At 69.9% G+C, this 21,062-nt stretch carries 19 protein-coding genes; 9 read left to right on the forward strand and 10 right to left on the reverse strand.

Features of this window, described 5'->3' with window-relative positions; genetic code table 11:
- Positions 1–213: 213 nt before the first annotated feature.
- The 3 genes from J7I44_RS06930 to J7I44_RS06940 form a co-directional block, all read right to left on the reverse strand.
- Positions 214–1,104, reverse strand: a complete 891-nt coding sequence (locus J7I44_RS06930) for a universal stress protein (protein WP_209618017.1) — start codon at positions 1,102–1,104, stop codon at positions 214–216.
- A 10-nt stretch (positions 1,105–1,114) separates the two neighbouring features.
- Positions 1,115–1,687 carry a GNAT family N-acetyltransferase gene (locus J7I44_RS06935; protein WP_209618021.1) on the reverse strand — a complete coding sequence of 191 codons (573 nt, stop codon included), beginning with the start codon at positions 1,685–1,687 and terminating at the stop codon, positions 1,115–1,117.
- 144 nt (positions 1,688–1,831) lie between these two features.
- A complete protein-coding gene (locus tag J7I44_RS06940) occupies positions 1,832–2,269 on the reverse strand; it encodes a universal stress protein (RefSeq protein WP_209618024.1) in 438 nt (145 codons plus the stop codon).
- Between the two features lie 206 nt (positions 2,270–2,475).
- On the opposite strand from J7I44_RS06940, the gene J7I44_RS06945 reads away from it, so the two are divergent.
- From J7I44_RS06945 to J7I44_RS06955, 3 genes are all read left to right on the forward strand, one after another.
- A complete protein-coding gene (locus J7I44_RS06945) occupies positions 2,476–3,279 on the forward strand; it encodes a universal stress protein (RefSeq protein ID WP_209618027.1) in 804 nt (267 codons plus the stop codon).
- Positions 3,280–3,355: 76 nt separating this feature from the next.
- Positions 3,356–5,737: a phosphoketolase family protein gene (locus J7I44_RS06950; RefSeq protein ID WP_209618030.1), complete on the forward strand. Its 2,382-nt coding sequence runs from the start codon at positions 3,356–3,358 to the stop codon at positions 5,735–5,737.
- Positions 5,710–6,993, forward strand: a complete 1,284-nt coding sequence (locus J7I44_RS06955) for an acetate/propionate family kinase (RefSeq protein WP_209618033.1) — start codon at positions 5,710–5,712, stop codon at positions 6,991–6,993. The genes J7I44_RS06950 and J7I44_RS06955 overlap by 28 nt, the downstream gene beginning before the upstream one ends.
- On the opposite strand, the gene J7I44_RS06960 is transcribed toward J7I44_RS06955, so the two are convergent.
- From J7I44_RS06960 to J7I44_RS06970, 3 genes are all read right to left on the reverse strand, one after another.
- Complete coding sequence (locus J7I44_RS06960; RefSeq protein WP_209618036.1) at positions 6,915–7,607, reverse strand: murein L,D-transpeptidase catalytic domain family protein; 693 nt, start codon at positions 7,605–7,607, stop codon at positions 6,915–6,917. The two genes, J7I44_RS06955 and J7I44_RS06960, sit on opposite strands and share 79 nt — an antisense overlap.
- 53 nt (positions 7,608–7,660) lie before the next feature.
- The gene (locus J7I44_RS06965) at positions 7,661–8,665 is read right to left on the reverse strand and encodes a L,D-transpeptidase family protein (protein WP_209618038.1); all 1,005 of its coding nucleotides are present in this window, start codon (positions 8,663–8,665) and stop codon (positions 7,661–7,663) included.
- A gap of 116 nt (positions 8,666–8,781) precedes the next feature.
- Positions 8,782–9,411, reverse strand: a complete 630-nt coding sequence (locus tag J7I44_RS06970) for a trimeric intracellular cation channel family protein (RefSeq protein WP_245188015.1) — start codon at positions 9,409–9,411, stop codon at positions 8,782–8,784.
- A 662-nt stretch (positions 9,412–10,073) separates the two neighbouring features.
- Here J7I44_RS06970 and J7I44_RS06975 point away from each other — a divergent pair.
- The 5 genes from J7I44_RS06975 to J7I44_RS06995 all read left to right on the forward strand — a co-directional run bounded on the left by J7I44_RS06975 (position 10,074) and on the right by J7I44_RS06995 (position 15,465).
- A complete protein-coding gene (locus tag J7I44_RS06975; protein ID WP_209618044.1) occupies positions 10,074–10,448 on the forward strand; it encodes a hypothetical protein in 375 nt (124 codons plus the stop codon).
- A 90-nt stretch (positions 10,449–10,538) separates the two neighbouring features.
- Complete coding sequence (locus J7I44_RS06980) at positions 10,539–12,290, forward strand: copper resistance system multicopper oxidase (RefSeq protein WP_209618047.1); 1,752 nt, start codon at positions 10,539–10,541, stop codon at positions 12,288–12,290.
- Positions 12,287–13,297: a copper resistance protein B gene (locus tag J7I44_RS06985; protein ID WP_209618050.1), complete on the forward strand. Its 1,011-nt coding sequence runs from the start codon at positions 12,287–12,289 to the stop codon at positions 13,295–13,297. Before J7I44_RS06980 ends, J7I44_RS06985 begins: the two co-directional genes overlap by 4 nt.
- A gap of 310 nt (positions 13,298–13,607) precedes the next feature.
- On the forward strand, positions 13,608–13,886 hold the full coding sequence (locus tag J7I44_RS06990; protein ID WP_209618053.1) for a hypothetical protein: 279 nt from the start codon (positions 13,608–13,610) through the stop codon (positions 13,884–13,886).
- Positions 13,887–14,049: 163 nt separating this feature from the next.
- Positions 14,050–15,465 (forward strand): cryptochrome/photolyase family protein, encoded by a 1,416-nt coding sequence (locus J7I44_RS06995; RefSeq protein WP_209618056.1) that lies wholly within the window; start codon positions 14,050–14,052, stop codon positions 15,463–15,465.
- A 9-nt stretch (positions 15,466–15,474) separates the two neighbouring features.
- Here the strand turns inward: J7I44_RS06995 and J7I44_RS07000 are convergent, their stop codons facing one another.
- On the reverse strand, positions 15,475–15,972 hold the full coding sequence (locus J7I44_RS07000; RefSeq protein WP_209618059.1) for a TspO/MBR family protein: 498 nt from the start codon (positions 15,970–15,972) through the stop codon (positions 15,475–15,477).
- A gap of 201 nt (positions 15,973–16,173) precedes the next feature.
- On the opposite strand from J7I44_RS07000, the gene J7I44_RS07005 reads away from it, so the two are divergent.
- Entirely contained in the window at positions 16,174–16,755 is a 582-nt protein-coding gene (locus J7I44_RS07005) for a lipocalin family protein (protein ID WP_209618061.1), read from the forward strand.
- A 118-nt stretch (positions 16,756–16,873) separates the two neighbouring features.
- On the opposite strand, the gene J7I44_RS07010 is transcribed toward J7I44_RS07005, so the two are convergent.
- From J7I44_RS07010 to treY, 3 genes are all read right to left on the reverse strand, one after another.
- Complete coding sequence (locus J7I44_RS07010) at positions 16,874–17,533, reverse strand: ChrR family anti-sigma-E factor (RefSeq protein WP_245188016.1); 660 nt, start codon at positions 17,531–17,533, stop codon at positions 16,874–16,876.
- 5 nt (positions 17,534–17,538) lie between these two features.
- Positions 17,539–18,105 (reverse strand): sigma-70 family RNA polymerase sigma factor, encoded by a 567-nt coding sequence (locus J7I44_RS07015; protein ID WP_209618067.1) that lies wholly within the window; start codon positions 18,103–18,105, stop codon positions 17,539–17,541.
- 129 nt (positions 18,106–18,234) lie between these two features.
- On the reverse strand, positions 18,235–20,916 hold the full coding sequence (treY, locus tag J7I44_RS07020; protein ID WP_209618070.1) for a malto-oligosyltrehalose synthase: 2,682 nt from the start codon (positions 20,914–20,916) through the stop codon (positions 18,235–18,237).
- Positions 20,917–21,062: the final 146 nt, after the last annotated feature.

The raw sequence follows: 21,062 nt of genomic DNA on the forward strand, positions 1-21,062 counted from the left end.
ATGCCCCCCTTTCAGGGTGCAGGCTCACCCGCGGCCGTGTCGCGGCAGCATGCGCACAGGGTGTCGTCGCGCATGAAGTAGTGGTGGAAGAGCGCGGCGGCGGCGAGAGGACCGATCAGATACCGGCCCGCTTGCTCATGCCCATGGTCCCTGTTCTTCGGTTGTATGCCCGGTTCGCGTGCCGCCCGGCCATACGCACCCGCGCGCTACGGTTCAGTGCTGCAGGAAGATCGGAATCTGCGCATGTTCGAGCACGTATCGGGTCGCGCACCCGATCGCGCGCTCGCGCATCCGCGAGTGGGCGAAGGCGCCCATCACGATCAGATCAGCGCCCACCTGCTCGGCTTTCTTCAGCAGTGCCGCGCCGGCGGTGCGCGCCGGGATGCCCACGCACATCGGGTCCGCCTCGATGCCATGCCGGGCCATGTACACGAACGGCTCGAAGTGAGGCAGGTAGCACTCGCCTTCGGGGCTGTGTGGCCGGCCACCGTCGAGCAGCACGACGCGACGCGCTCCCTGCAACAAGGGCAAGGCTGCGTGGATGGCACGGATGGCCTCGGTACTGCCGTCCCATGCCACCAGCACGCGCTGGAACGGCGTGTCGCGGTTCCATTCCGGCGGCAGGATCAGGGTGGGCAACCGGCAGGCCAGCAGCACCTCGCCGAGCAGGCCGGTCAGGCTTTCGCCGTCGACCACGTCGCGCTCCAGCACCGCCAGGCTGTGCCAGGCGCCCAGCTCGCGCAGGACGCGCGCCAGCCCGGTATGGGCGACCACCCACGAAGCGTGTGGCACGCCACGGGAACGGGCAAACGCGCGGAACGCATCGGCGGTTTCGAAATCCTGGACCGGTGTGTCCAGCAGCAGGCCGAGTACGGAAGGCTCGCTCTCCGGCCCGCGCAGCATCCGCAGCGACGCGTCCACAAAGCAGCCGGTAAGCAGGCTTTGCCAGCGCGCGGCAAGGGTCGTCGCCACCTGCACGGCGGGGTTCCAGGGCGAAGTCGAGGTGGCGATCGCCACGATATCCGAGGGCTGGCTTTCCACCGGCAGCACGGGCCTGGCGGTACCTTCGGGGATCCGGTCGGGTGCGTGGATTACCGCATTCATGGGCGCGCCCTCACAAAGCCAGGGTATGGATGACCTGCGCCGGATCCTCCGGATCCAGCGAGCGCTTGAAGCCCAGGTACGCGGCGAGCTCCTGCATCGGCTGGTTGTCCGCCGAATCGACCGAGTACATCTGCTTGAAGCCGTGCTGGCGGGCCATGTCGATCAGGTGGCGCATCAGCACCACGGCCAGGCCGCGGTGGCGCCAGTGGTCGGCCACGGTGACCGCGCATTCGCAGCGCGTGCGGTCGCCGTTGGTGCTGTAGCGGCTGACGCCGACCTCGCGCAGTTTGCCGTCCTCGTGCGCCAGCGCCACGTACGCCATGCGCTTGTCGTAATCCACGTCCATCAGCTGTTTGACGAGCTCCGGGCTGGCCTCGCGGAAACTGCACATGAAGCGCATGCGCTTGGCGTCAGGGGACATCGCGCGCACGAACTCCTCCTCGCGCTCGCGATCTTCCGGCTGCAGCGGGCGGATCAGTACGACGGTGCCGTCGCGCAGGTGGTCGATCCAGTGCGTCCCCTCCAGCAGCACGGGTGCGGTCGTGCTGACGGGTGAAGTGATTCCGGTAGGTAGCGTGGCCATGGGCGAACCTCGTCGCGTGTGAAGCCCCTGTGGCTGCATTGGGGCATGGCGATCGCCGGGCGGGATTGATCCGTGTCAACTGCCTGCGTGGTTGCGCTGCGGCGGTCCGCCGCACATCCTGCCGTGGACCGCCAGGCGGACGCCTCAACGGCAGACCAGCACCGGCAGTGGGCTGCGCACCAGCACCTTCTGCGTTTCGCTGCCCAGCAGCAGCTTGGTGAAGCCATGCCAGCCGTGCGAGCCCATCACGATCAGGTCGCACCCGCGTTTCTTCGCGACATCGAGGATCGCGTCGCAGGGGTGCTTTTCGAACACGAAATCGCTGTCGCAGGGCACGCCCGCCTGGGCGGCCTTCTCGCGGACCTCGCCGAGGTAGTGCTCGGCCCAGCGTACCGATTCCTCGGTATAGCTGGTCTCGCTCTCGGGAATGATCTGCGTCATGTAGGACAGCGCCTGGAACGGCAGGATCACGTGCAGCGCGTAGACGCGCGCACCGAGCGTCTTGGCCAGTTCGAGGCCCTGGTCCACCGCGCGCCGGGAGACCTCGGAGCCGTCGGTCGGCAACAGGATGTGCTTGTACATGCGCTTCTCCTTTGGCGGCGGGTGGCCGCGGCTGGGGCCGTTGTGGCCTGCGCAGCAGCCTAGGCCGCCGGAACGGCCGCAACTTGATTTCGGTCAACGCACCGACGCACCGGCGCCGTGTTTGCCGGCCCACGTGCGCGGTTGATCCTGATCAAACGCCTGGCCTGCGCTGCGGCCGAGGATGGAGCCTCGCCGGAGGAACGCCCATGTACGAGTTGATCATCGACGTCGACCCGATGCGCGAGGACCTTCCCGCGATCCAGTTGGGCCTGGCCGTCGCGCGGCAGCAGCAGGCCTTCGTGGCGGGCGTCCATGTGGTTGCGCAGATACCGTCGGTGACCGCGATCCCCGACGCGCTGGCGATCCTGGAGGCCGAGGAGGAATCGGCGCGCCGGCGGGCGCCGTGGTGGCAGGAGCTGTGCCGGCGCGCGGGTGTGCAAGGCAGCTGGGAGGTGTTCCGCGGGATGTATGTGCCCGTGCTGGCCACGCGTTCGCGCATGGCCGACCTGCTCGTCTGCAGTGCGCCGCCCGGCAACGAGAACCTGCCGGTCGGCTGGGACAACGCCACCCGCACCCTGTTCGCCGGCGGCGTGCCGGTCCTGCTGGCGCCCGAGCGCTACGACGTGCGCGGCGCGCCCGAGCGGGTGCTGCTGGCCTGGAACGGCTCGGGCGAGTCCACCGAAGCTGTCCGCGCGGCCTTGCCGCTGCTGCGCAAGGCCACCGAAGTGCACCTGCTCGACGGCTGGCACGAGACCCTGCCCGGGTTCGGTCCGCCCACCCTGGCGATAGGCGAGTGGCTGGCGCGCCAGGGCGTGACCGTGCAGCAGCGCCGCCCGTTCCACCCCGGCGAGGACGCCGGCGTGCACCTGCTGCGCGAGGCCGAGGCGATGCGCGCGGACCTGCTGGTCATGGGCGCCTGGGGACGCTCGCGGATCAGCGAGCTGGTGCTCGGCGGCACCACCCACCACGTGCTCTCGCATGCGCAGCTGCCGCTGCTGCTTGCGCATTGACTGCAGGCCTTCACCCCTTCCACGCGGAGCCGGATCCATGTTCAACGACGACCCGACGCGAGCCCCGGAGCCTGCCATGTCCCTGCCGCTGTCCGACGCGCTGCTTGGCCGAATGGACGCCTATTGGCGCGCGGCCAACTACCTCACCGTCGGCCAGATCTACCTGCAGGACAACCCGCTGCTGGAGGTGCCGCTGGAGCGCAGGCACATCAAGCCCCGCCTGCTCGGGCACTGGGGTACGACCACCGGGCTCAACTTCATCTACGTGCACCTGAACCGGCTGATCAAGGCGCACGACCTGGACATGATCTACGTGATCGGCCCCGGCCATGGCGGTCCCGGCCTGGTCGCGCAGTCGTACCTGGAAGGCACCTACACGGAGACTTGTCCGGACATCGAGCGCGACCGCAACGGCATGCGCCGGCTGTTTCGCCAGTTCTCCTGGCCCTACGGCGTGCCCAGCCACGTGGCACCGGAGACTCCGGGCTCGATCCACGAGGGCGGCGAGCTCGGCTATTCGCTGGCGCACGCCTATGGCGCGGCGTTCGACAACCCCGAGCTGATCGTCGCGTGCATCGTCGGCGATGGCGAGGCGGAAACCGGGGCGCTGGCCACCAGCTGGCATTCGAACAAGTTCCTGGACCCGGCGCGTGACGGTGCGGTGCTGCCGATCCTGCACCTGAACGGCTACAAGATCGCCAACCCGACCCTGCTGGCGCGCATCACGCCAGAGGAGCTCGATGCGCTGTTCCGCGGCTACGGCTACGAGCCGCTGCTGGTCGAGGGCGACGATCCGGCCGCCGTGCACCCGCAACTGGCCGCCGCGCTCGACCACGCGCTCGCGCGCATCGGCGAGATCCAGCGTGTCGCCCGGACGGCAGCTGGCGACCGTCCGCCGGAACGCCCGCGCTGGCCGATGATCGTGTTCCGCACGCCCAAGGGCTGGAGCGGCCCCAAGGTGGTCGACGGCCTGCCGGTGGAAGGCACCTGGCGTGCGCACCAGGTGCCGCTGAAAGACTTCGACAAGCCCGGCCACGTCAAGCTGCTGGAGGACTGGCTGCTCAGCTACCGCCCGCGCGAGCTGTTCGACGCCGAGGGGCGGCTCAAGCCGGAACTGGCCGAGCTTGCGCCGACCGGTCGCCGGCGCATGGGTGCCAACCCGCACGCCAACGGCGGCACGCTGCTCGAGCCGCTCACCCTGCCCCGCTTCCGCGACCACGCGGTCGAGGTGCCGTCGCCGGGCGCGGTGGAGATGGAGTCCACGCGCGCCCTCGGCCGCTACCTGCGCGAGGTGATGCGGCTCAATGCCGACGCGCGCAACTTCCGCCTGTTCGGCCCGGACGAGACCGCCTCCAACCGCCTGCAGGACGTGTTCGAGGCGACCTCCAAGGCATGGATGGCGGCGATCGAGCCGCTCGACGTGAACCTTGCGCCGGAGGGCCGCGTGATGGAGGTGCTGAGCGAGCACCTGTGCCAGGGCTGGCTGGAGGGCTACCTGCTCACCGGCCGGCACGGGCTGTTCTCCTGCTATGAGGCCTTCATCCACATCATCGATTCGATGTTCAACCAGCATGCCAAGTGGCTCAAGACCACGCGGCAGATTCCCTGGCGCGCGCCGATCGCCTCGCTCAACTACCTGCTCAGCTCGCACGTATGGCGGCAGGACCACAATGGGTTCTCGCACCAGGACCCGGGCTTCCTCGACCACGTCGCCAACAAGAAGGCCGACGTGGTGCGCATCTACCTTCCGCCGGACGCCAACTGCCTGCTGTCGGTGGCCGACCATTGCCTGCGCAGCCGCAACTACGTCAACGTGATCGTGGCCGGCAAGCAACCGGCGCCGCAGTGGCTGGACATCGACGCGGCCGCCCGCCACTGCAGCGTCGGCGCGGGCATCTGGGACTGGGCCGGCAACGCCGGCGAGGCCGAACCGGACGTGGTGATGGCCTGCGCGGGCGACGTGCCGACGCTGGAGACGCTCGCCGCGGTCACGCTGCTGCGCGACTACGCGCCGGATCTGCGCGTGCGCGTGGTCAACGTGGTTGACCTGATGGTGCTGCAGCCGCCCGGCGAGCACCCGCACGCGCTGAGCGACCACGACTTCGATGCGCTGTTCACCCGCGACCGGCCGGTGATCTTCGCCTTCCACGGTTATCCCGGCCTGATCCATCGTCTGGCCTACCGCCGCCACAACCACGACAACCTGCACGTGCGCGGCTACAAGGAGGAAGGCACCACCACCACGCCGTTCGACATGACGGTGATGAACAACCTTGACCGCTACCAGCTCGCGCTGGACGCGATCCTGCGCGTGCCGCGGCTGGCGCATCTCGCCTCGGACGCGACCGACCGCTACTGGACGACGATGGAGCGCCACCGCCTGTACATCAGCGAACACGGCGAGGACATGCCCGAGGTGGCGCAGTGGCAATGGACGCCCGGGACGCCGCTGGCGTGAACCCCGGCGGCTTCCATGTGCTGGCGCTCAACGGCGGCTCGTCCTCGCTGAAATTCGGGCTGTTCGGGGCGCGCGGCTGCGAGATGCTTCCGCGCGTCACCGGCGAGGCGCAGGCGATCGGCAGTTCGGCTGGCCTGCTGCGCGTGCGCGACGGCCACGGCGGCACCACGCTGCACGAGGAAACCGTCGCGATCGCCGACAGCGTGCAGGCGTTCAGACGCATCGCCCGCCTGCTGGCCGGCCTGGACGTGCCGGCGCCGGATGCGATCGGCCACCGCATCGTGCACGGCGGGCCGCAGCTTCGCACGCACGCGCGCATCGACACCGCGGTGATGGCACAGCTCGAAGCGGCGAGCATCTACGCGCCGCTGCACGTGCCGGCGGCGCTGTCGGTGGTCCGCGCCGCGCAGGCGCGCTACCCGTCGCTGCCGCAGGTGGCGTGCCTGGACACCGCCTTCCACGCCGGCCTGCCCGAGGTGGCGCGCACACTGCCGGTGGATCGGGCGCTGCAGGCCGACGGCGTGCAGCGCTACGGCTTCCACGGCCTTTCGTGCGCCTCGATCCTGGCGCAGTGGCCGGAGGCGCCGCCGCGGCTGGTGATCGCCCACCTGGGCAGCGGCGCGAGCGTCACGGCGGCGCGCGACGGCCGCTCGATCGACACCAGCATGGGCATGACCCCCAACGGCGGCGTGATGATGGCCACGCGCAGCGGCGACCTGGACCCGGGTGTGCTGGCGTGGCTGGTGCGCGAACGCGGCATGGACGCACGCGGCCTCGAGCGCCTGGTCGATCACCGCTCGGGCCTGCTCGGCGTCTCCGGGATCAGCGGCGACCTGCGCCGCCTGCGCCAGATGGAACGCAAGGAGCCGGCCGCGAAGCTGGCGATCGACATGTTCGTGCTCTCCGTGCGCAAACAGATCGCCGCGATGGCAGCGGTGCTGCATGGCATCGATGCGCTCGTGTTTACCGGCGGGATCGGCGAGCACGATGCGCAGGCGCGTGCCGACATCTGCGAAGGGCTGGGATGGGCCGGGATCCGCCTGGATGCCTCACGAAACCGCGGTGGCGCCCTGCGCATCGGGGCGCGCGACGCGGCGTGCGAGGTGCGCGTCATGGCCTCGGAAGAAGAACGCCAGATCTGCCGCCACGTGCACGTGCTGCTCGCCGGCGCGGGCGATCAGCGCGAGGACAGCGCCTCGCCGCCGCTGCAGTCGCCGAGCAGCTTCGACGCCTGCAACCAGGCCGGGTCCGGATAGTAGGCGAACACCACCGAGCGGTCGGCGATCGCGTCGATCAGCTTGTGCGCCACACCCGCGCGCACGGCCGGGCAACCCCAGCTGCGGCCCAGGCGGCCCTGGCTCTGGGCGAAGGCCTCGCTCACATAGTTGGCGCCGTGGATCACGATCGCGCGTTCCTCGGCGCGGTCGTTGAAGCGCCCGTCGACGCCCTTCAGGCGCAGCGAGTAACCGTTGTGTCCGGTGTAGGTGCCGTCGGTGACGAAGGTGCCGAGGCTGGACATCAGGCTGCCCGGCTGGTTGGAAAAGCGCGTCGCCATGTTGTCGCCGCTGTTGCGCCCGTGCGCGACGCGCTCGTGGAACAACAGGCGCGGCTGCTGGCCGAGCTGGAACACCCACAAGCGGGGCGTGGTGGACGGCAGCGAGTAGTCGATCACGCTCAGCGTGTTCGCCGGCATGCTCCGTTGCACGCAGGCCAGCGCGCGCGAAGCCAGCGCCAGCACTTTCGGATTGGCCCTGGGGGCCGCCTGGCTCAGGGCCTGGGCCAGGTTGTCGGGAGCGGCGGGCGATGCGCCGGCCGCCAAGGGGGCGAGCAACAGCGCGGCGGCAGCAAGGCGTCGGACGAGGGCGGGCATATCGGGCACAGCAGCGAAAGAAGCAGCTTGCCGCCTCCCGCCTTAATAAAGCGCTAGGGGTGACGGGCGGCGGGCCTGGAAACGGCCTCGTTCGCCTCCAGCAGCGTGCCGTAGGGCACTGGCTGGCCACCGCGCGCCGGCAGGTCGGTGACGATCACCGTGGTGCCGGCAGCGATGCGCCCGCGCAACTGCGCGCCGAACGCGTCGGGCACCTTGAGCTCGCCGGCCAGGGTGCGCGGCGCCGGTGCCGGCCCCTCGCCGAGCACGCGGTAGGCCGACCACAGTCCGCCGTCCTGTTCCGCCAACTCGCCGACGTGCGCACGCCGGACGTACAGCAGCATGCCGCCGACGGTGAAGCCCTCCGGCACGTTCAGCGGCGTGCTCGCGATCAGCCGGCCCGACTGCAGCACGTACAGCGCCCGGTCGTGGGTGCTCGCCACCACGCTGACCGGCCCACCGTCATCCGCCGGCCAGGGCGCGCCCTCGTCCCCCGTCGCCGAGGGCTCGAGGCCGCCAATGTCCAGCGGGGCGATCGCCGCGGGATGGTTGATCGCCGGCGGCGCCACGCGCTGGTCGGTCACCACCACCACCGTTCCGCGCGGGCTGACCTCGAACAGGCGCTCGGCGAAGCTTTCCGGCAGGCGGATGCAGCCGTGCGAGGCGGGATGGCCCGGCAGCTTGCCGGCGTGCAGCGCAAGACCATCCCAGGTCAGGCGCTGCATGTAGGGCATCGGCGCATTGTCGTAGAGGTTGGAGTAGTGCTCGCGTTCCTTCTGCAGGATCGTGTAGATCCCGGTCGGCGTTTCGTAGCCGCTGCGCCCGGAGCTGATGCGGCTCGCCCCGATCGCCACGCCGTTGCGATAGACGTAGATGCGTTGCTCGTCCAGGCTGACCAGCATCACCATCGGCCCGACCGGGGCCAGTTCGGGGCGCCAGAACGGCGGGTCCTCGACGCGGCCCGCAGCGGGCCACGCCAGCAGCGCCACGGCACTCCACAGGAGCATGAGCAGGCCGCGGCGATGCGCCCTTCCGGACCTGGACTTGTCGAAACGTTCCACGGGCACCTCGTGTCGGGCCGGGCTCATCCTCGTTCGCGGAGGCGCCGGTCGGCTTGACCGGGATCAACAGCGGACCGCGACATCCGCCGGGGGTTCAGCCCACGGGGCGCGCCGGTTCAACTGTGCCTGTCCGCATCCGGTGGCCGGGCGACCGGCAGACGCCAGCCGTAGCGGATGGCCATGAAGCGCAGGCCGAAGCACAGGCCGGCGCCGGTAAGCGTGGTCGCCGTGGGCGGCATGTGCAGCATGTCGCCCACCACCACCACGCCGGCGCCCGCCAGCGCGGCCATCGCGTAGAGCTCGGCACGCAGCACCGCGGGGATATCCGAGACCAGCACGTCGCGCAGCATGCCGCCGCCGATGCCGGTGAGCATGCCCAGCAGCGCGGCCATGCCCGGCGGCAGGTCGTAGGCGAGCGCCTTCTGCGCGCCCGCCACGGCGAACAGCGCCAGGCCCGCGGCATCCGACAGTTGCATTGGGTTGCGCATGCGCTCGATGTCGGCGTAGCGGAAGAAGGTCAGCAGGCCGGCCAGCATCGATACGCCGAGGTAGCGCCAGTCCTCGATGGCGGCCGGCGGCGTGGCGCCGATCAGCAGATCGCGGGTGATTCCGCCGGCACTGCTCGCGGCGAAGGAAAGCACCAGCACGCCGAACAGGTCCAGTCCGCGCCGCACGGCGACCAGCGCGCCGCTCAACGCGAACACGAACGTGCCGAAGAGGTCGAGCACCAGCAGCAGCGTGTGCAGGGCCCGCGTCGTGTCGATCATTGCCTGGCCCGCCTCGCTTCGGTTTCGCTCGCGACAGCTTAAAGCAGGCGCTGCAGATTGAGTTTTTTCTGCGCCCGTGGGACCAGTCGGCGTCGCGTCCGGGGGAAAAGCTCGACCGCCGTAACCGGGCCTCGTTTCCGCGAAAGCGGATATCCATTCTGGGTTTTCGAACGCGTGGGATGTGAGGCGATATGGCGGGGCCGATGAGCTCCCTCTCCCCTCCGGGGAGAGGGTTGGGTTGAGGGGCCGGGGCTCGCCTGGAGCTTCAGGAGAGGAGTTTGGTTTTCTACTGACGCACGACCGGTTTCGAGGCAAGCCTTGCCCCCTCACCCCAGCCCTCTCCCCGGAGGGGAGAGGGGGCAGTCAAGGCAGCTTGGGATGCGAGGCGCTATGGCACTGGCGCAGACGAGCTCCCTCTCCCCGCCGGGGAGAGGGTTGGGGTGAGGGGCCGGGGCTCGCCGGAAGCTTCAGAAGATGGGTTGGCTTTCTACCGCTGCACACCGTTTCCCGTGGAAAATTTCCGACCTTTTCCTGCCCTCAGCCCGAGGGAAGAGGTGCCGTTGACACCGCACCACTTCGCCAGGCCGCCTGGAGCCCACTCCACGGTTGAGCACCCGCAGCGCGATGGCTACGCTGTCGACATGGTCGTGTTCCTGCGCTCCCGCCGTCGTCTGCGTTGCCTCTGCACATGGGCCCTCTTCGCGTGGCTGATGCTTGCGGTGGCGCCTTTTGTCGCGTGGCCGCAGATGGTGTCCGCGCAGCAGGCCCCGACGCCGCACACCCACGCGTCGATGGCTATGGATGATGCCGGTTGCTGCAATCACTACGCGGGCCAGCCCGATCGCTCCGCCACGCCGACCTGCCACTGTGCCAGCCTGCCCTGTTCGGGCATGTTGCCGTGCAGCGCGGACGGGCTTGCGGCCCTGCCGCTGATCCGCGCCGGTTACGCGCCGCCGCGTCCGATCGCAGCGCCCCTCTCCGGCTTCGCACCGCCTTTGCGACCACCGCTGGCCTGACCCCTGCGTCCGTCCCGATCGCCATGCGCGCTTCGGTGCGCTGGTGCGTGTTCCTGCGCGTCCGCCGGGCGCGCTCGCCAGAGTGGTTCCATGAATCAGCCTTCCGCTTTACCGACGGCCGGCCTGTCGCGCCGTCGCTTCGTGCAGGGCCTCGCCGTGGGCGGCGTGGCCGCCGGATTGGGGCTGGTGCGCCCCGCCCGCGCCCAGGCCGGTGTCCAGCCGCCGGGCGTGCTCGCCGGTACCGATTTCCAGCTTGACGTCTGCCGCACGCAGGTCAACTACACCGGCCGCGTGCGCCCGGCCACCACCGTCAACGGCAGCCTGCCCGGGCCGCTCCTGCGCTGGAAGGAAGGCAGCACGGTCACGCTGCGCGTCACCAACCATCTGCGCGAAACCACCTCGATCCACTGGCACGGCATCGTGCTGCCGTTTGACATGGACGGCGTGCCCGGCCTCTCCTTCGACGGCATCGCGCCTGGAGAGACCTTCACCTACCGCTTCGACGTGCGCCAGTCAGGCACTTACTGGTACCACGCGCATTCGCATTTCCAGGAGCAGACCGGACTGTTCGGCGCGCTGGTGATCGATTCGGCAGGGCCCGAACGCCATGTGGCCGATCGCGACTACGTGGTGATGCTCAACGACTGGACCGACGAGGACCCCGCGCGCATCTACACGCGGCTGAAGAAGCGCAGCGACTACTACAACTTCCACCAGCCCACCGTCGCCGACTTCCTGCGGGACGCCCGCGAGCAGGGCCTGGGCGAGGCGCTTGCGATGCGCCGGATGGGGAACCGGATGCGCATGAACCCGACCGACTTGGCCGACGTCGGCGGCGCGGCCTACACCTATCTGATGAACGGCACGGCGCCAGCGGGCAACTGGACGGCCCTGTTCCGGCCAGGCGAGCGGATCCGCCTGCGCTTCATCAACGGCTCGGCCTCGACGATCTTCGACGTGCGCATTCCCGGCCTGACCATGACCGTTGTGGCGGCCGATGGCCAGGACGTCGCGCCGGTGCCGGTGGACGAATTCCGCATCTCGGTGGCGGAGACCTACGACGTGATCGTCGAGCCGCATGAGGCGCGCGCCTACACCCTGTTTGCCCAGTCGATCGACCGTACCGGCTACGCCCGCGGCACGCTCGCGCCGCGCGAGGGCTTGCGGGCGGACGTGCCGTCGATGGACGCACGCGTGTGGCTCGGGGCGCAGGACATGATGGGAGCGATGCACGCCGGTTCCCCTCTTCCGCCGGGAGAAGGGTCGAAGGTACGCGCGAGCCACGACCACCATGCGTCGCCCGACCCCTCTCCCGCCGGGAGAGGGGTCAATCATGCCCGCACCGAATACGGCCCCAGTGTCGACATGCGCGTGGACATGCCGCGCACCGACCTCGACGACCCCGGCATCGGCCTGCGCGACAACGGCCGGCGCGTGCTCACCTACGCCGACCTGCGTTCGCTCGATCCGCCATCGGATCGGCGGGAACCCGAACGCGAGATCGAGCTGCACCTCACCGGCAACATGGAGCGCTTCCTGTGGTCGTTCGACGGCGTGCCGTTTTCCGACGCGTTGCCGATCCATTTCCGCAAGGGCGAGCGCCTGCGCGTCGTGCTGGTCAACGACACCATGATGAACCACCCGATCCACCTGCACGGCATGTTCAGCGACCTGGAAGACGCCGAAGGCAACGTGCTGGTGCGCAAGCACACCATCAACGTGCAACCGGCGCAGCGCATCAGCTACCGCGTGACCGCCGATAACCCGGGGCGCTGGGCCTACCACTGCCACCTGCTCTACCACATGGAGGCGGGCATGTTCCGCGAGGTGGTGGTGTCATGAGGCGCCCTGCCCTCGCCGCACTGGCATGGCTCGCCTGCATGGCGAGCGTCCAGGCCCAGGAGATGCCGGACAGGCATATGGGCGCCATGCCCGGCATGGATCACCACGGCACGCCCGCCGCATCCGCACCCGTCGACGGACACGATCCGCACGCATCAGCCGCTCACGATGCCATGGCCATGCCGGCCGACGGTCACCACCCGATGCCCGGTGCAACCATCCCGGCGCAGCATCGGCACGTCCCGGCCACGGACCACCCAAGCGCGCCCATGCACCACGACATGGGCCCCATGCAGGGCGGCAGCCCGCCGCCGCACGCGCGCGATCCGGACTATTCGGACGGCGTGCGCACGCCTCCCATGCACGGCATCGACATGGCGATGGGGGACGACCCTCGCTTCGCCACGCTGCATGTCGACCGCCTGGAGACCGTGCACGCGTCGCGCGGCGGCGGCCAGCAATGGGAAGTCCAGGGCGGCTATGGCGACAGCCGCGACAAGCTGTGGCTGCGCAGCGAAGGCGAGCGCAGCGGCGGCCGGCTCGAGGCGGCCGACATCGAGCTGCTCTGGCAGCACGCCGTGGCGGCGTTCTGGGACACGCGGCTGGGTGTGCGCTCGGACACCGGCGGTGGTCCGGGCCGCCAGTGGGTGGCCTTCGGCGTCCAGGGCCTCGCGCCGTACTGGTTCGAGCTGGAGGCGACCGGCTACGTCGGACCGGGCGGCCGCACCGCCGCACGCCTGCGCGCCGACTACGAGCTGCTGTTCACCCAGCGGCTGGTGCTGCAGCCGGAGCTGGAACTGAACGCATACGGCAAGGCGGACCCGGCGCGCGGCCTCGGCAGCGGCCTGTCGGACGTCGCCCTTGGCCTGCGCCTGCGCTACGAGGTCCGGCGCGAGGTGGCACCCTATGTCGGCGGTGTATGGATGCGCCGTTTCGGCGGTACGGCCGAGCACGGCCGCAGCGGGTTCGAATGGCAATGGGTGGCCGGCGTGCGCATCCGCCTGTAGGTCGCCGGAGCACTCGCCAGTCATGATCGGAGGGCCCCGGTCACGCCTGCGAGTGCTTGGACCCGATCGGCTGCTCAAGCCGGTACACCGCGACACACCTGGTGCGCCTGTGCGATGCCAGGAAGCCGTCGCGCTGCGGCGCCGGAACTTCCGCTTCCTGCAGCCCTTCACGCTGGGACGGCGGTGTCCGCGGGCCTGAACAGCACCCTACTGGAGCAGGCGCTTAAAGGTTCGACAGCCTCCTTTTCGCGGTTCGTAGACAGCCGCAACCAGAAACTACATCCAGTTGTTTTGGAACGTGTTTCGCCTCATGACCATGAACGTCCGCAGCCCCTCCACCCTCCGCCGCCATCCCGGTTTCATCCGTGACCACGACTGGACCATCAACGGTCCGGCGATCGGCCCCGAGCAGACCCCGCGCTGGCCGACCGACCAGGACGCGCCGCTGGACCGTCGCCACAGCGACATCGAGTGGCCGACTGAGGACCGTCGCACGCCGCGCATTCCGGTGCCCACCCCGGAACCGGACGAAGACGACCAGTTCCCCTGGATCTCGCCCACCCAGCCGGCGACCTGCTGGCTGATCTGACGGGCAGGCGCCCGCACCGATCCCTTCCGAAGGCCTGTCTGCCGCGACAGGCCTTCGGCGCATTCCGGCAATGGCACGTTGAGCGGCGCCCGGCGCGACGCTAGGCTGCGCCGATGCCTCCTTCCGCACACGGCGGTCGCCTCCGCCACGCCGCCCGCCTGCCATGACCACCGCGCTGATGCTGTTCCGGCGCGACTTGCGTCTGGCCGACAACCCCGCTCTGAGTTCGGCCTGCGCATCGCATGCACGTGTGCTGCCGGTCTACATCCACGCGCCGGACGAGGAAGGCGAGTCTGCTCCCGGCGCGGCCAGCCGGTGGTGGCTGCACCATTCGCTCGATGCGCTTGCGAAGAACCTGCGCGAGCGGGGTGCGGGCCTCCATCTGGCGCATGGCCCCACGCTCGACACCCTGCGCGGGCTGATCTCGCGCACCGGCGCCGAGGCGGTGTACTGGAACCGCCAGTACGAGCCGGCATCCATCGCACGCGACACCCGGCTGAAGGCCGCGCTGCAGGCGCAGGGCGTGGCGGTGCACACGCACAACGCGGCGCTCTGGTCCGAGCCCTGGACCGTTGCCACGCAGCAGGGCGATCCCTACCGGGTATTTACCCCGTACTGGCGCACCTTGCGTGCGCAAGTGACCGCGCAGGCGCCGTTGCCGGAACCGGCGTTCAGCGATTGGGCCGAACAGGTCGACGCGCTGCCCCTGGCTGCGTTCGACCTACTGCCGAGCCAGCCCTGGGATGGCGGGCTGGCCGCCACCTGGCGCCCGGGCGAGGCCGGCGCACACGAGTTGCTGGACCTCTTCGCCGACGATGCGCTGGCCGACTACGCGCGGCTGCGCGACCTGCCTGCCCGCCACGGCACGTCCCGGCTATCACCCCACCTGCATTTCGGCGAGATTTCGCCGGTACAGATCCATTACGAGCTGGAGCGCCGCAACGCGCGCGTCGATGCACGCCGGCGGGCCGACCTGGAACCCTACCTGCGCGAACTGGGCTGGCGCGAATTCGCACACCACCTGCTGTTCCACTTTCCGCACACGCCCAGGCAGAATTTCAACCCGCGCTTCGACGACCGCCTGTGGGAGCCGCCGGACGAACCCGTGCTGGAGCGCTGGCGGCGTGGTCGCACCGGTATCCCGCTGGTGGACGCGGGCATGCGCGAGCTGTGGCACACCGGCTGGATGCACAACCGCGTGCGCATGATCGTCGCCAGCCTGCTGACCAAGAACCTGCGCCAGCACTGGCGCCGAGGCGCCGAGTGGTTCTGGGACACGCTGGTGGACGCGGACCTGGCCAACAACACGATGGGCTGGCAGTGGGTCGCCGGTTGCGGTGCGGATGCGGCGCCCTATTTCCGCGTGTTCAATCCGGTCACGCAGGCGCAGCGCTTCGACCCGGAGGGCGAATACCTCGCACGCTGGCTACCGGAGCTGGCCGGCGCGCCGCCGGCCCTGCGGCACGAGCCGTGGAAGGACCCGGCGCTGCTTCGCCGCAGCGGCTATCCGGCCCCCATGGTCGACCTGGGTCAATCCCGCAAGCACGCCCTGGACGCCTACCAGCGAGCGAGAGGCTGAGCGATCGGCTCAGCCCAGCACGGAGGGGTTGAGCCGCCACACGGCCCAGTTCAACGCAGTGGCGAAGCTGACCCACGCGAGATACGGCAGCAGCAAGGCGCCGGCGATCGCGCGCACACGCCAGAACGCGACCAGCGTGGCTACCAACAGCAGCCACAGCGCGACAATGTCGGCGAATGCCCATCCCCCCAGGTGCCAGGCGAAGAACAGCCAGCTCCACAGCGCATTGAGGACCAGCTGCACCACGAACAAGGTCAGCGCCTTGCGTCGCCCCGGCTGTCCAGGCGCGCGCCAGACCAGCCAGGCGGCGAACCCCATCAGCGCGTACAGCACGGTCCACACCGGGCCGAACACCGACGAGGGCGGCGCCCACGACGGTTGCGCCAGTTGCCCGTAGAACGCCGCGGCCTGGATCGAGGCCAGCGCGCCGAGGGCGGCCGCCGCGAAACTCAGCAGCCACCAGCCGGCCAGGCCGAGCCAGGGGTGGGACGGTGTCTTCGGTGCCATGCAGGACCTCCAGAGATGGGTGGAAACGGACATCGCGGCGCATGCCGGTGATGCCTTTACGGTGGACACCGGCGAACGGATCACCGCAAGGCCGTGCATGCGGCGCGCCGCTCCCATGCATCCGATGGAACCAGCGCCCCCGTATAACCGCCGTCCATCTGGCCCAGTGCCGTGCCCGACTTCTTCGAGCAAGGATCCGCGATGAAAACGACGTCCATGCTGTATTGCCTGCTCGGGGCCATTGGGCTGCCCGGATGCACCCAGGCCGACCAGCCCCCCATCGTCCCGGTCGCCCACGTCGACGTGCCGCGCTACATGGGCCGGTGGTACGTGATCGCCACGATTCCCACCCGTCCGGAGCGGAACAGCTACAACGCCGTGGAGCTCTACCGGCTCACGCCCGACGGGGAGATCTGCACCCGCTACGTGCACCGCAAGGGCGGGTTCGCCGCGCCGATCGACACCATCGGCTCGTATGCCACGGTGGACGCCGATGCCAGCCAGGCCCGCTGGCACGTCCACTTCGCCTGGTTCTTCAAGACCCAGTACCTGGTCGCCTGGCTCGCGCCGGACTACGGCCAGGTCATCGTCGCTCGCGACAAGCGCGATTACCTCTGGTACATGGCGCGCACGCCGCAGGTGCCGGCGAGCGACTACCAGGCCATGCTGGCGCGTGTGGCCACGATGGGTTACGACCCCGGGCGCGTGGTCAAGGTGCCGCAGCGGTGGCCCGATCGTGGCGTGGAACAGGCGGTCGACAGCGCCATTGCCGATTGCCAGTAGCCCGTAGCGCAGCAGGCGTCGGACTGCGCGTACATTTCCGCCCGCAGAACTTGCGCCGCGATCTTTCGCGGCGCACGCGTGCATCGTGTCTCATGGCGCGTCCGCAGGCGTGTCCGGCTTACAGCCCGAACAGCGGTTGCAGGGTCCGGGCGAACCAGCCGTCGAAGCGCAACGTGCCGTCCAGGGCAGCCACGCAGATGCACGTCCCGCCCTCGGCGGTGACCGGCTGGTGTTCGATCTCGTCGTCCAGGTCCGCCATGTCGCCGGGCGCGAAATGGCCCAACTCGTCGTTGTAGGCGCCCTGCAGGATCTGGGTCAGTTCGCTGCCGTTGTGGCCGTGCACGGGCATGCTCCTGCCCGGCCCGATGCGCAGCATGAACAGGTTGCCCTCATCGACCCGGGCGCGGATCAGATGGACGCCCGGCGCCAGCCAGCGCCAGCGCAGAGCGCTCAGCGACGGCCCGAAATACGGATGGAGTGGCGCGGGCAGCGCGTCGGGATCGTCCGCCAGGGTCGCCGGCGGCAGCATCGACGCCCCTGCGGGGGCAGGCGTGTCGTCGAGCCGGGCAAGCATGGCCTGCCGGGCCTGTTCCGGCGATGGCCGGTCCTGCTGCATCTCGATCAGCCCGCCGCCGATGCGTTCGGCCAGGCGCAAGCGCTGCCGACACTCGGCGCAGATGCTCAGGTGCGCTGCGGCGACGACCCCAAGCGCGGTAGGCAATGCGCCGGCGGCGTAGCTGAGCAGCGTGGCTTCGCCCAGGTGGTGGCGTGGGTTCATCGGTCTCATCGAAGTTCGTTCTGCAGCTTGAGGAAGGCCCGGCGCAAATGGGACTTGACGGTCCCCAGCGGCATCGCAAGTTCGTCGGCGATCGCCTGGTGGCTCTTGGCCTCGAAATAGGACATGCGGATCAGCCTGGCCTGCACCGCGGGCAATTGCTCGATCGCGCGGCGGATGTTGGCTTCCTCGGTGAGCGCCTCGGTACCCGGCGGCTCGCTTTCGCCGGCACCGTCGAGCACGCCCATCTCTTCGAGGTATTCCTGCGTCTGGCTCCAGACCGGTTCCTTGCGGGCGCGGTCGATGAACAGGTTGCGGGCGATGCGGAACAGCCAGGTACTGAGGCTGCTGCGCGCCGCGTCGTATTGCGCGGCGCGCTGCCACAGGCGCAGCAGCGCTTCCTGGGCCAGCTCCTCGGCCAATCCCTCGTCGCCGCCGAGGCCCTGCAGATAGCGACGCAACCGTGGCGCGAAGTAATCGTAGATGCGCAGGAAGCTGTCGCGGTCGCGCCGGCACGCGACGGCATCCACCAGCACGGCCCAGTCGTGTCGTGCGGCGGAGGGGGGTCTTTGCAAGAGTTTCGCAGCCTCGAAGCGCGCCACCCGCGTGGTGGGGTGATCCAGGTCCATCATAGTCAGGTCGCCGGGTGGGTCGGCAACCTGTACGCAGCCTTTGGCCGGATGGATGCATCCGGTGCGCGCGGGTCAGGAGGTCAGTGGCTCCAGCACGGCCACCGGCAGGGGCGACAGCCACTGTGCCGGCTGCAGGGCATCGTCGACACTTCCCTCGCCCCCGCCGAGGAGGTTGCGGTATCGACCCGGGGCGACGCCGCGCACGCGCACGTCCGCTGCAAGAAGGGCGGTCGTCGCTGCCGCGTCCCAGCGCGGCTCGCGGGCATCCAGCAGCACGCCGCCGGTGTGCCGCAACGCCAGCACGACGACCGCCTGGCCGTCGAGCGTGCGCTGGAACGCCAGCAACCGGCCGGCGCCTGCCCCTTCCGGTTCCTCCACCGCCAACTGGCGGTAATCGCCTTGCGCGAACACGGCCCGATGGCGCGACCGCAACTGCAGCAGCGCGTGGAGCACGCGCTGCTTGAGTGCGCCGTCGCGCCATCGGCCGAGCAGCGCGTCCCACGGTGCGCCGGTCGCCAGTGCCGCGCGCCGCGCGTCGAAATCGACCGGACTGCGGTTGTCCGGGTCGACCAGGCTGAAGTCCCAGGCGTCGGTGCCCTGGTAGGTATCGGGCACGCCCGGTGTGGTCAGTCGCAACGCAGTCTGTAGCAGGCTGTTGGCGGCGCCTGCGGCGGCAATGCGCTGCACGAAGGCGTGCAGTTCGATGGCGAAACCGTGCACCGGTGCCAGCAGTGCGGCCAGGAACGCGTCGCAGGCATCCTCGTACGGCTCGTTCGGACGGCTCCAGCGCGAACGGCGCTTGGCCTCGCGCAGCGCCTTGCGCTGCCACTGGGCGATCCGTTCGCGGAAGGCGTCAAGACCTTCGCGGTCGTCCGCAGCGAGTGTCAGCGGCCAGGCGCCCACCAGCGTCTGGTAGAGCATGTACTCGTCTGCCGCGGATGGCGCGCGTGCGCCATCGACGGCCGTGCGAAGGCCATCGTTGCGCTCGCGCCATCGTTCGACCGTACTGGCCCAGTGCGGCACCACGGCCGCGTGCGAGAGCACCGCCAAGCGGGCGCGGGCGTCCTCGCCACGTTTGTGGTCGTGGGTGGCAGTGGCCAGCAGGTTGTTCGGGTAGTCGCGTGCGCGCTCGGCGCACAGCGCGTGGAAGGTGGGGATATCCAGCGCCAGGTGGCCCGGGTCGGCGCCTACTTCATTGCGCGAGAGCAGCCGTCCATAGCGATAGCAGGCCGTGTCCTCCACCGCCTTGGCGGCCATCGGCGAGGTAGCCTGCTGGAAGATCCGCATCGCCCGCTCGCGGGCCTGCCGCACGCGTCCCGGCGGCAGCCCGCGCGGCGCCTGGCCGCCGAGCCAGGCGGAGACTTCGGCGAGCAGCTCGCGGTCTTCGATGCGTACCTGGTGGCGCGCGCGTGCATAGGCCTGCTGGAACACCGCCTCGTCGGCCGCGTCGCGGCCCAGGCCGCCGGCGTAGGTGCGGTACACCGGAAAGTGCACCAGCAGCTCGACCAGCACGCGGCGAATCGCCGGCAGGCTGACGTCGCGGGTGGAGACGTCGGCGCGCGCGGCATCGAACAGGGCGCGGGCGGTGCGGTCCAGCTCCGCCTCGAAGCTGTCGACCAGGATCTGCCGCCGCGCCGCGCGCGCCACTGTCGCGAAGTCGGCGCGCTCGCCGCTGATCGCTTGCCACAGTTCGGTCAGCATCGGCTCGCCGGCGCCGTCGTGCAGCAAGGCGCCGACCTGGTCCATGAACTCGTACCCGGTGGTGCCGTCCATGCGCCAGTCCGGGCGCAGTCGTTCGCCTTCGGCCAGGATCTTCTCCACCACGAGGTAGGCCGGACCACGCGGCGCGCCGGCCGGGCGCTGTCGCTGCAGCCGGCGCAGGCGATGGCGCAACTGGCGGCAGTAGCGGTGCGGATCGGCCAGGCCGTCGACGTGATCCACGCGCAGGCCGTCGATCAGGCCTTCGGCGTAGAGCCGGAACACCAGCGCGTGGCTGTCCTCGAACACCCGCGTGCGGTCCATGCGCAGGCCGACCAGTTCGTTGATGTCGAAGAACCGCCGGTAATCGATCATGTCATTGGCGAGCTTCCACAGCGCCAGGCGGTAGTGCTGCTGTTCCAGCAGGGCGTGCAGTCGGCCGAAGCCCGCCTCGCGCGTGCCATCGTGCGCCGACAGCACCCGCGCGGCCTCCCCTGCCCCGCGCAAGGCCTCGATCGTCGGCGGTGCGAGCGGCAGCGGGTTGTCGTGCACGCGCAGGATGTACTCGTCGCTCTCCCGGTCCAGGTGCACGTCGCAGTCGCGCAGCGCCTGGGCATAGGGCTTGCCCAGGATGGGCAGCAGCACATGCCCGCGCACCAGCGGGTCGGGGCTGCGCCAGTCGATGTCGAAGTAGCTCGCGTAATGGCTGGCGCGACCGTGGCGCAGCACGTCCATCCACCAGGCGTTGCCGGGGCCGGCGAACATGTGGTTGGGGACAATGTCCAGCACCAGACCCATGCCGTGCGCGCGCAGCCTTTGCATCAACCGTTGCAGCGCCGGTTCGCCGCCGAGCTCGGGGTTGACCTGGTGGTAGTCGATGACGTCGTAGCCGTGGTTCGAGCCGGGGCGCGCGGTGAACAGTGGCGAGGCGTAGAGGTGGCTCACCCCCAGCTCGGCGTAGTAGTCGACCTGCGCGGCGGCATCGTCGAGGGTAAAGCCGGCATGCAATTGCAGGCGTGCCAGGGCGCGCGGCGGACCGGGTGCGGGCTCATTCATGCCGAGGGCCCTCGACTTCGACGTTCAGGGCGAACGGAGCAGGAGACGCCGCGCCTAGAAGCCCTTTCCCCCCGACAGGGAAAGGGTGCCGCGCTTGCGGGGGAACGGGGGACGCCTCCTTCGCGGCAAGGGCCGGACGAGAGGGG

Origin of the sequence: Frateuria flava (assembly GCF_017837635.1) — a bacterium.
GTDB lineage: Bacteria > Pseudomonadota > Gammaproteobacteria > Xanthomonadales > Rhodanobacteraceae > Frateuria_A > Frateuria_A flava.

Coding starts and splice junctions, on each gene's coding strand:
- J7I44_RS06975 (WP_209618044.1), top strand. CDS start 10,074: ATGGTCGTGTTCCTGCGCTCCCGCCGTCGTCTGCGTTGCCTCTGCACA.
- J7I44_RS06950 (WP_209618030.1), top strand. CDS start 3,356: ATGTCCCTGCCGCTGTCCGACGCGCTGCTTGGCCGAATGGACGCCTAT.
- J7I44_RS06955 (WP_209618033.1), top strand. CDS start 5,710: ATGGACGCCCGGGACGCCGCTGGCGTGAACCCCGGCGGCTTCCATGTG.
- J7I44_RS06935 (WP_209618021.1), bottom strand. CDS start 1,687: ATGGCCACGCTACCTACCGGAATCACTTCACCCGTCAGCACGACCGCA.
- J7I44_RS06995 (WP_209618056.1), top strand. CDS start 14,050: ATGACCACCGCGCTGATGCTGTTCCGGCGCGACTTGCGTCTGGCCGAC.
- J7I44_RS06945 (WP_209618027.1), top strand. CDS start 2,476: ATGTACGAGTTGATCATCGACGTCGACCCGATGCGCGAGGACCTTCCC.
- J7I44_RS06990 (WP_209618053.1), top strand. CDS start 13,608: ATGACCATGAACGTCCGCAGCCCCTCCACCCTCCGCCGCCATCCCGGT.
- J7I44_RS07000 (WP_209618059.1), bottom strand. CDS start 15,972: ATGGCACCGAAGACACCGTCCCACCCCTGGCTCGGCCTGGCCGGCTGG.
- J7I44_RS06930 (WP_209618017.1), bottom strand. CDS start 1,104: ATGAATGCGGTAATCCACGCACCCGACCGGATCCCCGAAGGTACCGCC.
- J7I44_RS06985 (WP_209618050.1), top strand. CDS start 12,287: ATGAGGCGCCCTGCCCTCGCCGCACTGGCATGGCTCGCCTGCATGGCG.
- J7I44_RS06960 (WP_209618036.1), bottom strand. CDS start 7,607: ATGCCCGCCCTCGTCCGACGCCTTGCTGCCGCCGCGCTGTTGCTCGCC.
- J7I44_RS07010 (WP_245188016.1), bottom strand. CDS start 17,533: ATGAACCCACGCCACCACCTGGGCGAAGCCACGCTGCTCAGCTACGCC.
- treY (WP_209618070.1), bottom strand. CDS start 20,916: ATGAATGAGCCCGCACCCGGTCCGCCGCGCGCCCTGGCACGCCTGCAA.
- J7I44_RS06940 (WP_209618024.1), bottom strand. CDS start 2,269: ATGTACAAGCACATCCTGTTGCCGACCGACGGCTCCGAGGTCTCCCGG.
- J7I44_RS07005 (WP_209618061.1), top strand. CDS start 16,174: ATGAAAACGACGTCCATGCTGTATTGCCTGCTCGGGGCCATTGGGCTG.
- J7I44_RS06980 (WP_209618047.1), top strand. CDS start 10,539: ATGAATCAGCCTTCCGCTTTACCGACGGCCGGCCTGTCGCGCCGTCGC.